General features: G+C 72.7%; 9 protein-coding genes. 7 read left to right on the top strand and 2 right to left on the bottom strand.

The window, feature by feature from the left end; translation table 11 throughout:
* Positions 1-124 precede the first annotated feature (124 nt).
* Positions 125-352 carry a hypothetical protein gene (locus ACFW9D_RS35825; RefSeq protein WP_384629248.1) on the top strand — a complete coding sequence of 76 codons (228 nt, stop codon included), beginning with the start codon at positions 125-127 and terminating at the stop codon, positions 350-352.
* On the opposite strand, the gene ACFW9D_RS35820 is transcribed toward ACFW9D_RS35825, so the two are convergent.
* Both ACFW9D_RS35820 and ACFW9D_RS35815 read right to left on the bottom strand, forming a co-directional pair.
* Positions 336-1712 (bottom strand): flavin monoamine oxidase family protein, encoded by a 1377-nt coding sequence (locus ACFW9D_RS35820; RefSeq protein ID WP_384629251.1) that lies wholly within the window; start codon positions 1710-1712, stop codon positions 336-338. The genes ACFW9D_RS35825 and ACFW9D_RS35820 overlap by 17 nt on opposite strands.
* 393 nt (positions 1713-2105) lie before the next feature.
* Entirely contained in the window at positions 2106-3632 is a 1527-nt protein-coding gene (locus tag ACFW9D_RS35815; RefSeq protein WP_384629245.1) for an APC family permease, read from the bottom strand.
* Positions 3633-3885: 253 nt separating this feature from the next.
* Here ACFW9D_RS35815 and ACFW9D_RS35810 point away from each other — a divergent pair, with 253 nt between their 5' ends.
* From ACFW9D_RS35810 to ACFW9D_RS35785, 6 genes are all read left to right on the top strand, one after another.
* Entirely contained in the window at positions 3886-4959 is a 1074-nt protein-coding gene (locus ACFW9D_RS35810; protein WP_384629242.1) for a maleylacetate reductase, read from the top strand.
* Positions 4956-5852 (top strand): dioxygenase, encoded by an 897-nt coding sequence (locus ACFW9D_RS35805; protein ID WP_384629239.1) that lies wholly within the window; start codon positions 4956-4958, stop codon positions 5850-5852. Before ACFW9D_RS35810 ends, ACFW9D_RS35805 begins: the two co-directional genes overlap by 4 nt.
* Before the next feature lie 10 nt (positions 5853-5862).
* Positions 5863-6930 (top strand): Lrp/AsnC family transcriptional regulator, encoded by a 1068-nt coding sequence (locus ACFW9D_RS35800; RefSeq protein ID WP_384629236.1) that lies wholly within the window; start codon positions 5863-5865, stop codon positions 6928-6930.
* Positions 6931-7094: 164 nt separating this feature from the next.
* The gene (locus tag ACFW9D_RS35795) at positions 7095-8561 is read left to right on the top strand and encodes an amidase (RefSeq protein WP_384629233.1); all 1467 of its coding nucleotides are present in this window, start codon (positions 7095-7097) and stop codon (positions 8559-8561) included.
* A 15-nt stretch (positions 8562-8576) separates the two neighbouring features.
* Positions 8577-8840: a hypothetical protein gene (locus tag ACFW9D_RS35790; RefSeq protein ID WP_188335435.1), complete on the top strand. Its 264-nt coding sequence runs from the start codon at positions 8577-8579 to the stop codon at positions 8838-8840.
* Entirely contained in the window at positions 8837-10264 is a 1428-nt protein-coding gene (locus ACFW9D_RS35785) for a sodium:solute symporter (protein WP_384629230.1), read from the top strand. The genes ACFW9D_RS35790 and ACFW9D_RS35785 overlap by 4 nt, the downstream gene beginning before the upstream one ends.
* The last annotated feature ends 29 nt before the right edge of the window (positions 10265-10293 follow it).

Genomic DNA, 10293 nt, shown 5'->3' with positions numbered 1-10293 from the left:
AGTACGAGGCCTTGCGCCCGGCACGCCGAGAGCACGCACCAGACGCCGCCCGGCCGCCCTTCGGGCGACGACGGGACTTTGCGGACACGCCCTAGGGCTCGGCCGGTTGCAGATGCGGGGGACGATGCCGAGCGGGCACGTCGGCACCCTCATGCCCGGGCGCATGTATTACGTCGACGAGGCCCGCGCCGTCCTCGACGGCACGGACCTGGGCCGCCCGGCCCGCCTGGACCGCAACCCCCGCATCGGCGACGTCCCCCTCCCGGCCCGCGGCATCCTGGCGATCGGCCAGGCCGCCTGGCGGGTCCGGGGCGGGAGCGCCGGTCGCGGTGACGTCAGCGCACCGCCGTGATCACCTCCCCGGCCGCCCGCGCCCCCTCGGTCGCGCCGCCCTCCATGAAGCCCTGGAAGTCGTACGAACAGTGTTCGCCGCCGATGTGGACGCGGCCCTGGGCCACGCCCTCGTAGCCCGCGTACCGGTGGAGGTAGCCGACGGGCCAGTACGAGTAGGCACCCAGGGCGTACGGGTTCTTGTGCCAGGCGGAGAGCTGGGCCCGGCCCGTCCAGGCCGCCCGGGTGCCGGGGAAGACCTTGTCGATCTGAGTCAGATGACGGGCCGCCAGGTCGCGGACGTACGGGTCGTCCTCGAAGGCGAACGGGGTGGCCGGATCGAGGGACGCGGCCAGGGAGCCGCCGCCGTACTGGATGAGGATGCCGCCCGTGCCCGGCTGGACCTTGGTGGTGTCCCAGGTCTGCTGGAAGTCGGCGTCCGTGAAGCAGTCCCCGGCCGAGACGCCCGGCCAGGCGCCGGTGCCCCGCCAGGGGCGGCTGCCGAACTGGAGGTTGAGCTTGCTGCAGTGGCCCATGCGGGCGTCGCGCAGCAGGCTCGTCATCCGGCTGTCGAAGCCGGCCCGGGACAGGTCGAGCCGCTGGAGCACGGGCAGGGGCACGCACAGGATCGTGTGGTCGGCGGTGACCGTGCGCGTGGTGCCGGAATCGGTGAAGGTGAGGGTCTGCGTGCCGTTCGTGTTCGCCGCGACCGCGGTCAGGGACCAGCCGTGCCGGACCGTCCCGGCGGGCAGCGCGGCGGCGACGGCGCGCGGCAACTGGTCGTTGCCGCCGACGACGTGGTAGCGCTCGTTGGACAGGCCCCAGATGTTGAAGTTGCCGGGATTGGTCTGATAGCCCATCAGGAGGACCAGAGCCAGGGCCGATTGGTCGGTGGTGTCGGCGCCGTACTCGACGTTGTACGCGACGTCGAACCACCTGCCGAGCGGCGACGCGTGGCCGCCGGGCACCCGGGAGTCGATCCACTCGTACAGCGACATGTTGTCCAGGGCCGTCCCGGTGGGCGTGGTCTGGTTCCAGTAGACCTCGCCCGAGTTCTGCAGGTCCTGGTGCAGGGCCTGGTACACCGCCTTGAAGTCCTCGTCGGCCTGCGCCCGGGGGTAGTAGGCGCCGTTGAACCAGAGGATCTCCTCGGCGCCGTTCGGCCCGCCGCCGAGGAAGTCCTCCAGGGGCAGGTTGAAGCGGCGGCACAGTTCCTGCATCTTCTTGTGGCTGGTGTCGATCAGCTCGCCGCCGATCTCGGATGTCTGCCCGTACGCCCAGTGCGCGCGCTGCGAGTACATCCGGCCGCCGACCCGGTCCGGGTGTGCCTCGTACACGGTGCAGCCCAGGCCCGCGTCCTGGAGGGTGAGGGCGGCGGTCAGGCCCGCGATGCCCGCTCCGACGACGGCGATCCGGGGAGCGGCGGCGGACGTGGCCGCTCTCGCTCTCGGGGCGGGCAGCGCGGGCGGGGGGCCCCCCGGGGGCCGCGGCGCGCTGTGGAGGGGGCGGGCGGGCGGCGCGGCCGGCGGGCCCTTCCCCGGCGCGGGCCCCCGGGCGCGGGGGGGCCCCGCCGCCGGCGCCCCCGCGGGGGGGGGCGGCGGCCTTGAGGACGGTACGGCGGGTCGCGTTCCGCTCGCGGAACTCGGCGACGGGGACGCGCAGTTGCGCGGCGGCGTGGTGCTCGGCGGTGAGGTGGCGCAGGGCGTGCATCAGATGCGTACGGGCCATGGTGCGTACTCCCTCTCGACTGGCGGTGCCGGCTGGGTCCGCGTCGCTCACACGACCGCGGTCGTCCGCACGTCCTCCTCCCGCTCCTTGGCGTCCTCGAGCACGATGCGGCCGATCACCTCGTAGCGGTCGGGACGCCGGGACCTGAGGTAGAGGCCGAGGCCCAGGCCGCCGCAGAAGACGAGGCCGACGATCCACGGGATCGCCTTGAAGAACAGGGAGTCTGCCGCCGAGCCCGCGGCCGTCTCCATGTTCAGGACGAGCAGCACCACGACCGCGATCATGCCGACGCCGCCGAGGAGCGGGGCCAGGAACGTGCGGAACCAGTGCCGGTCCTCGGGGTGGTTGCGCCGGAAGTAGCCGATCACGGCGAACGAGCAGAGCGTCTGCACGATGAGGATGGCCATCGTGCCGAGGATGGCGAGCAGCGTGTAGAGGTGCAGATACGGGTCCTGGCCGGTGAGCCAGAACGCGGCGACGATCGCCACCGCGATGACCGACTGCGTGAACGAGGCGAGGTACGGGGAGCCGTGCCGGTGGTGGGTGCGGCCCAGGGCGGGATGCAGGAAGCCCTCGCGGCCGATCGCGTAGAGATACCGCGAGGCGCACTGGTGGAAGGCCATGCCGCACGCGAACGACCCGGTGATCAGCAGCCATTGGAACGCGTCGACGGCCCACGCCCCGATGAAGCTGTGCGCGGGGTTGAAGAAGAGATCCAGCGGGCTCGTGCTCGAGGACACCTTCACCGCCCCCGACAGACCGTTGCCGGCGATCGTCATCCAGGACACGTAGATGTAGAAGATGCCGACGCCGACCACCGAGACGAGGGTGGCGCGCGGCACGACGCGCTTGGGGTCGCGGGACTCCTCGCCGTACATCGCCGTCGACTCGAAGCCGACCCACGACCAGAAGGCGAAGAACAGTCCGAGACCCGCGGAGGTGCCCGTGAAGGCGTTCTTGGGATTGATGGGCTCGACCGGGATGCCGTCGGGACCGCCGCCCTGGACGAGAACCGCCGTGGCGACCGCGAACAGCACCGCGATCTCGGCGATGAGCATGACGCCGAGCGCCTTGGCCGTGAGGTTGATGTCGAAGTACGACAGGGCCGCGGTGACCAGCAGCATGGCCGCGGCGTAGACGATCCAGGGGACGTCCCAGCCGAGCTGGTCGTGGACCGTCGTCTGCGCGAAGTAGGAGAAGACGCCGACGATCGACGCCTCGAACACGACGTACGCCAGCACGGCGAGCATCCCGGACGCCATACCTGCGATCCGGCCCAGTCCGTGCGAGATGTACCCGTAGAAGGCGCCCGCGGCGGTGATGCGCTTGGCCATGGCGACGTAGCCGACGGAGAACACCGTCAGGACGAGCGTCGCGAAGAGATAGCCGGCGGGCGCTCCCGTGCCGTTGCCGAAGCCGACGGCGATGGGAAGGTTGCCGGTCATCGCGGTGATCGGGGCAGCCGTGGCGACGGCCATGAAGACCACCCCGACGAGCCCGACCGAGTTGGCTTTCAGCCGTTGGACCGGAGGATTCTGGTGTGCGCCGTTCGCCGCTGTTTCGGGCATTTTCATCCCTCTCTGGGGGCTGCCACTGCGAAATCCGTAGGTGAGAACGTGGTGCGCTTGCGGATGCGTCAGTGTGGCGGTGTGGTGAGCCGGGTCACAACGGACAGGGCGTCGTGCAATCCCCCACGGGGCACGACGAGTTGTCGGGGCCGCGCGCGTCGTGGGGCGGCGCCGGCGGGACGGTGGAGAGTATGGGAGGGCGGCGGTGCCCCCGCGGCGCCGGCCGCCCGCAGGTCCATCGCCGTGCCCAGGAGGCGTGATGCACACGTTCACCTACGACGCCCTGCCCGGTCGGATCGTGTTCGGCCCGGGCGCCGCCCGCCGGAGCCTGGGAGACGAGGTCGACGCCTTCGGCGCGCGCCGGATCCTGCTCGTCTCCGGAGGTTCCGCGACCGGACCGGCGCGTGACCTGTGCGTCCCGTTCGCCGACCGGGTCATGGCCGCGTTCACCGAGGTCCTCCCGCACGTCCCCGTCGAGACCGCCGAGCGGGCCCGCGCGGCGGCCGCCGGCGCCGATCTGGTGCTGTGTGTGGGCGGCGGATCCACGACGGGCACCGCCAAGGCCGTCGCCCTGACCACAGGGCTGCCGATCGTGGCCGTTCCCACCACCTACGCGGGCTCCGAGGTCACCCCGGTGTGGGGCCTCACCCAGGGCACCCGCAAGACCACCGGCACGGACCGCCGCGTGCTGCCCCGGACCGTCGTCTACGACCCCGAGCTCACCCTCGGCCTGCCGGCCGCGCTGTCGGCGGCCGGCGGCCTCAACGCCATGGCCCACTGCGTCGAGGCGTTCTGGGCCCCCGGGCGCAACCCGGTGTCCGGCGCCGTCGCCGAGGACGGTATCCGGCACCTCGCGGCCGGACTGCCCGGGCTCGCCGCCGACCCCGCCGGCATTGACGCCCGTACGTCCCTGCTGCTGGGCGCCTACCTCGCCGGGTCGGCCTTCGCCGGCGCCGGATCCGGCCTCCACCACAAGATCTGCCATGTCCTCGGCGGCGCCTTCGACCTGCCGCACGCGCAGACCCACGCGATCGTGCTCCCGCACGTGGTGGCCTTCAACGCCGCGGACGCCCCCGAAGCCATGGCCCGCGTCGCCGCCGCGCTCGGCAGGACCGACCCGGCGGCCGGACTCCACGACCTCGCCACGGAACTCGGCGTACCCGCGGGACTGCGCGAACTCGGCCTCGCGGAAGGCGATCTGGACACCGTCCTCGGCGACATCCTCGCCCTCGCCCCCGCCGACAACCCGCGCACGGTCACGGCGGAGAACCTCGCCGGGCTCCTGCACGCGGCATGGACAGGAACGGCACCGTCGAGGGGGACCGACGCATGAACAGCGCGCACGAGAATGCGGCCGAACGGGAGCAGGCGATCACCGACGAGGTCCTCGCGGCCTTCAGCGCCACCGCCGACCCACGGCTGCGCGCGATCGTGCGGAGCCTGATCGGGCACCTGCACGCCTTCGCCCGCGAGGTCCGGCTCACCGAGGGGGAGTGGGAGGCGGGGATCGACTTCCTCACCCGCGCCGGCCACGTCACCGACGACCGCCGTCAGGAGTTCGTCCTCCTGTCCGACGTCCTCGGCCTGTCCACGCTGACCGCCGCCCTCGACGCGCCGGACGCCCCGGGAGCGACCGAGGCGACGGTGCTCGGACCGTTCTTCGTCGACGGCGCCCCCGAGATCCCCCTCGGCGGCGACCTCGCCCAGGGAGCTCCCGGCACGCCGTGCCATGTGTCGGGCCGGGTCCGCTCCACGGACGGCAGCCCGGTCGGCGGAGCGCTGCTGGACGTCTGGGGCGCCGACGAGGACGGCCTGTACGACGTCCAGTACCCCGGCGAGCGCTGTGCGGGGCGCGGGCGGCTGCGCACGGACGCGGACGGCGGCTACCGGTTCTGGACCGTGCTGCCGACGCCCTACCCGATCCCGCACGACGGCCCGGCCGGCGACCTCCTGACCGCCTGCGGCCGCGGCCCCATGCGCCCGGCCCACCTGCACTTCAAGGCCACCGCCCGCGGCTTCCGCACCCTGATCACCCACCTGTTCGTGGCCGGCGACCCCCATCTGGCCCGGGACGCCGTGTTCGGCGTCAGGGACAGCCTCGTCGTCGAGGCCGCCCACCACGACGACGGCACGGCACCGGACGGATCACGACGCCGGGGCGCCTGGACGAGCATGGCCTTCGATCTGGTCCTGGCACCGGACCATGGATCCGTACCAGGTCGCTAGGGTCGTTCCCGTGACGCACCCCGTACCGGCCACCAGGACCGCCCTCGCCGCCTCGCCCGCGCGCCCCTCCACCCATCCCGCCGTGCCGGACGGTGGGTCCGGCGGGCCGCTGGAGGGGCTGGACCGGCGGATCGTCGCCGCGTTGCAGATCGACGGGCGGGCCTCGTGGCGGCGGATCGCGGCGGCGCTGGGGGAGCCCGAGCGGAAGGTGGCGCGGCGCGGGCTGCGGCTGCTGGAGAGCGGGGACGTCGCCGTGCGGGGGCTCGTCATGCGGGGCGAGACGGTGATCCTGCGGATGACGTGCCGGCCGGGCACGGTGCGGGACGCCGCGGTGGCGGCCGCCCGGCGCCCGGACTGCATCTTCTCGTACGCGCTGGCCGGGCCGGTCGACTGCGTGGCCGAACTGCAGTGTCCGCCGGGCCGGTTGGCGCCGCTGATGCTGGACGAGGTCCCGGAGCTGCCGGGGCTGGTCTCGCAGAGCGTGTCCCCGGTGCTGCGGTATTTCCGCACGGTGCACGAGTGGTCGCCGGGGATCCTCGACGCGGACGAGGTGGAGGCGCTCGGCGGACAGCCCAGGGACGTGGGGCAGCCGGTGCCGCCGAGCATCGAGATCGGGCCCGAGGAGCTGGCGATCCTGGGGGCGCTCGCCGAGGACGGGCGCAGCACGTACGAGGACCTGGCCGCCGTCGCGGGCGTGTCCGTGGCCACGGCGCGGCGGCGCGTGGAGGTGCTGACGCGGGAGGGTGTCGTCAGCATCCGGGCCGCCGTCGAGCCCGCGCTGCTCGGCCTGCCGGTCGAGGCCCTGCTGTGGATCAAGGTCAGGCCGGACGAGGTCGAGAAGGTCGGCGAGCTGCTCGTCGCGTCGCCGCTCGTGCGGTACGCGGCCGTCGTGATGGGCGAGCACCAGCTGCTGGTCGACGTGACGCAGCCGTCGAAGACCGCGCTGCACGCGTTCCTGACCGAGTCCCCGTGGGTGCGGCACGTGGAGTCCGTGCAGTCCCATCTGGTCGTGGAGTCGTTCAAGCGCAGTGGCGTCGAGTTCCCCGGGATCGATCACCAGGATGGGCGCGGTGACTGAAAGCGTCAGTCATGCATGTGTGGCGTCTTAAAAATTCAACAGCCATCAACCATTGACTGAAACGGTCATCGGCTCCAGTGTGGTGCACCACACGCTTCGTGTCCGCGGCCCCGTCCGGCCACCGCGGCGACGACGCTCCTCGTGCCTGCTGCCCAAGGAATGCCATGCCCGTATCCCCCGGCCCTGTCGCCCCCAGCTCGCCCGTGTCCGATTCCGCCGGCGAGGAGATCTGCGCACTCGACGCCGTCGACCTCGCGGCCCGGGTCCGGCGCGGCGAACTGTCGGCCCGCGAGGTCGTCCAGGCGCACCTCGACCGCATCGAGCGCCACAACCCGGCGGTCAACGCGATCGTCACCCTCGACGCGGAGGGCGCGCTGGCCGCCGCGGCCGCGGCCGACGAACGACAGGCCCGCGGCCAGGAGCTGGGCCCGCTGCACGGTCTGCCCATCGCCTTCAAGGACACCCACAGCACCCGCGGCATGCGCACCACGCACGGCTCGCCCCTCTTCGCCGACCATGTCCCGCTCGAGGACGAGCTCCTCGTCCGGCGCATCCAGGACGCCGGCGCCATCCGCATCGGCAAGACGAACGTGCCCGAGTTCGCGGCCGGTTCGCACACCTTCAACCCCGTCTTCGGCGCGACCCGCAACCCGTACGACCTGACGCGCTCCGCCGGCGGCAGCAGCGGCGGCGCCGCGGCCGCACTCGCCGCCGGGTTCCAGCCGCTCGCCGACGGCAGCGACATGGGCGGCTCGCTGCGCAACCCGGCCTCGTTCTGCAACGTCGTCGGCCTGCGCCCCACCCCCGGCCGCGTCCCCTCGCACCCCACCGGCAACCTCTGGGACACCATGGGCGTCGCCGGACCCATGGGCCGCACCGTCGCCGACACCGCGCTCCTGCTGTCCGTCATGGCCGGCCCCGACCCCCGCGTCCCGATCTCCCTCGACGAACCGGGCGCCGGCTTCCGCGCCCCGCTCGACCGCGACCTCACCGGCCTGCGCGTCGCGTACGCCCCCGACCTCGGCGGCCGGGTCCCCGTCGACCGCGACGTCCGCGAGGTCGTCGGACGCCAGGTGCGGGTCTTCGAGGACCTCGGCTGCGACGTCACCGAGGACTGCCCCGACCTGGACGGTGCCGAGGACGTGTTCCGCACCCTGCGCGCCCAGGAGTTCCACCACGGGCTCGGCGCGCTGCTCGACAGCGACCGCGACTCCCTCAAGGCCAGCCTGGTCTGGAACATCGAGGAAGGCCGGCGCCTGACCGGCGCCGACCTGATCCGCGCCCGCAACGGGCACGCCCGCATCCACCTCGCCGCCACCGCCTTCTTCCAGCGGTACGACGTGCTGATCGCCCCGGTCAGTCAGGTCACCCCCTTCGCCGTCGAGTCGGAGTACCCCACCGACATCGACGGAGAGCCGCAGCGCACCTACCTCGACTGGATGCGCTCCGCGTACTTCGTCACCGTCCTGGGCTCACCCGCCCTCTCCGTCCCCGCCGGCTTCACCCAGGCCGGGCTTCCCGTCGGCCTCCAGATCGTGGGTCCGCCCCGCGCCGAGAGGACCGTGCTCGAGACCGGCGCCGCCTACGAGGCGGCCACCGGGCACGGACGCCGTCGCCCCTCCCTCCCGTAGCCGTATGGAGCCCCGATGAGAAAACCGCACGTGCTCTGGGCCCTGGTGCCCGTGGTGGCTTTCCTCAGCACCCCCTTCCTGCCCTTCGTCAACGGCCCGCACCTCTGGCTGGGCATCCCCTCCGTCCTCGCCTGGTGCCTGTTCTGGACGGCAGGCACCACCGCGTCCCTCGCGCTCGTCGAACACTTCGCCCGGCACACGGACGACGACGAGGACGCCGACCCCGCCGACGCGAACGGCCGCGCCGCGCACGACAGTTATGAGGAGGCCGTCGCGTGAACACCACCATGGCCATCACCCTCGTCGGCATCGTCACCATCGCGGTCGTCGGCATGACCGGACGCCGCCCTGGCCGCGGGGAGTTCGGCGAATGGACCGTGGGGAAGCGCAAGTTCTCCACCTTCACCACCTGGTTCCTCCAGGCGGGCGAGTCCTTCACCACCTTCAGCTTCCTCGGCCTGGCGGGCATCGCCTTCGGCGGCGGCGTCGCCGCGGCCTTCGCCCTCTGCTATCTCGCGATCAACTTCGTCCTCCAGTACTTCACCGCGCCCCGCATGCGTGAACTGGGCCGCAAGGGCGGCTATCTGACACAGGCCGACTTCTTCACCGACCGCTTCCGCAGCCCCCTGCTCGGCAAGGTCGTCGCCGTCGTCGGTGCCGTCTTCCTGCTGCCCTACCTCCAGCTCCAGATCACCGGCCTCGGCCTCATCGTGCAGCTCGCCACCGGCAGCCGCACCGGCGGCAACCTCAGCATGGTGCTCGCCACCGTGCTCACCGTCGCCTTCGTCCTGTGGTCCGGCATCCGCGGCATCGCCCGCGTCGCCTACCTCAAGGACGCCCTGATGATCATCGGGCTCGTGGTCCTGATCGCCGGCGTGGCCCTGTCCGTGAACGGCGGCATCGGCGGCCTCTTCGAGACCGTGCGGGACAGCCAACCGAACCTCCTGACCTTCCATCAGGAAGGCTACGACGCCACCTTCTTCGTGACCGCCGTCGTCATCTCCGGGCTCGGCGGAGGCCTCGGCACCATGGCCCACCTGTGGCCGCCGGTCCTCGCCGCCGGGAGCGGACGTGCCCTGCGCAAGAACGCGATCTGGCTGCCGCTCTACCAGATCGCCCTCGGCATCCCCGTCATCGTCGGCTTCGCCGGGGTCCTCCTCGTCGAGCGGGGCTCGGCGCCCAACGCGGTCGCCCTGACCCTCGCCGGCCAGACCCTGCCCGGCTGGCTCGTCGGTGTCGTCGCGGTCGCCGCCGCCTCGGCCGCCATGGTGCCGTCCGCCGCCATCGTCGTGGGCATATCCAGCCTGCTGTCCCGCAACCTCCTGAGCGCAGGCAACGAGCGCGCGCAGCTGCGCACCAACCACCTCTGTGTGATCGCCGCCGCCGGACTCGCCCTCGTCCTCGGCCTGACCCGGCCCGGACTCCTGTCCGACCTGCTCCTGCTCACGTACGGCGGCCTCACCCAGCTCGCCCCGGCGATCGTCATGGGCCTGGCCAGGAAGGTCCGCCTGGACGCCGTGCCCGCACTGCTCGGCATCCTGACCGGCGTCGGCCTCCTGATCTGGCTCACCTTCGGGGGAGTGGACGTCGGCACCTTCGACACGGGACTCATCGCCCTCGTCCTGAACGTGGCGGTCACGGCCGTCGCCCAGCTGGTGGTGCGCTCCCGGTCCGCCGCCCCGGTCCCGGCCGAGGCGAACTGAACGGCCGCCGGCCGCGCGCGGTGTGGGGC

Source organism: Streptomyces sp. NPDC059524 (genome assembly GCF_042749255.1).
GTDB classification, from domain to species: domain Bacteria; phylum Actinomycetota; class Actinomycetes; order Streptomycetales; family Streptomycetaceae; genus Streptomyces; species Streptomyces xanthii.
Note: the sequence above shows the minus strand (reverse complement) of the source record. Positions and strands in the feature narration are given on the sequence as shown.

Excerpts from the sequence above, each read along its gene's own strand:
- ACFW9D_RS35825 (WP_384629248.1), top strand. The coding sequence starts at position 125 with ATGCCGAGCGGGCACGTCGGCACCCTCATGCCCGGGCGCATGTATTAC.
- ACFW9D_RS35815 (WP_384629245.1), bottom strand. The coding sequence starts at position 3,632 with ATGAAAATGCCCGAAACAGCGGCGAACGGCGCACACCAGAATCCTCCG.
- ACFW9D_RS35805 (WP_384629239.1), top strand. The coding sequence starts at position 4,956 with ATGAACAGCGCGCACGAGAATGCGGCCGAACGGGAGCAGGCGATCACC.
- ACFW9D_RS35795 (WP_384629233.1), top strand. The coding sequence starts at position 7,095 with ATGCCCGTATCCCCCGGCCCTGTCGCCCCCAGCTCGCCCGTGTCCGAT.
- ACFW9D_RS35810 (WP_384629242.1), top strand. The coding sequence starts at position 3,886 with ATGCACACGTTCACCTACGACGCCCTGCCCGGTCGGATCGTGTTCGGC.
- ACFW9D_RS35790 (WP_188335435.1), top strand. The coding sequence starts at position 8,577 with ATGAGAAAACCGCACGTGCTCTGGGCCCTGGTGCCCGTGGTGGCTTTC.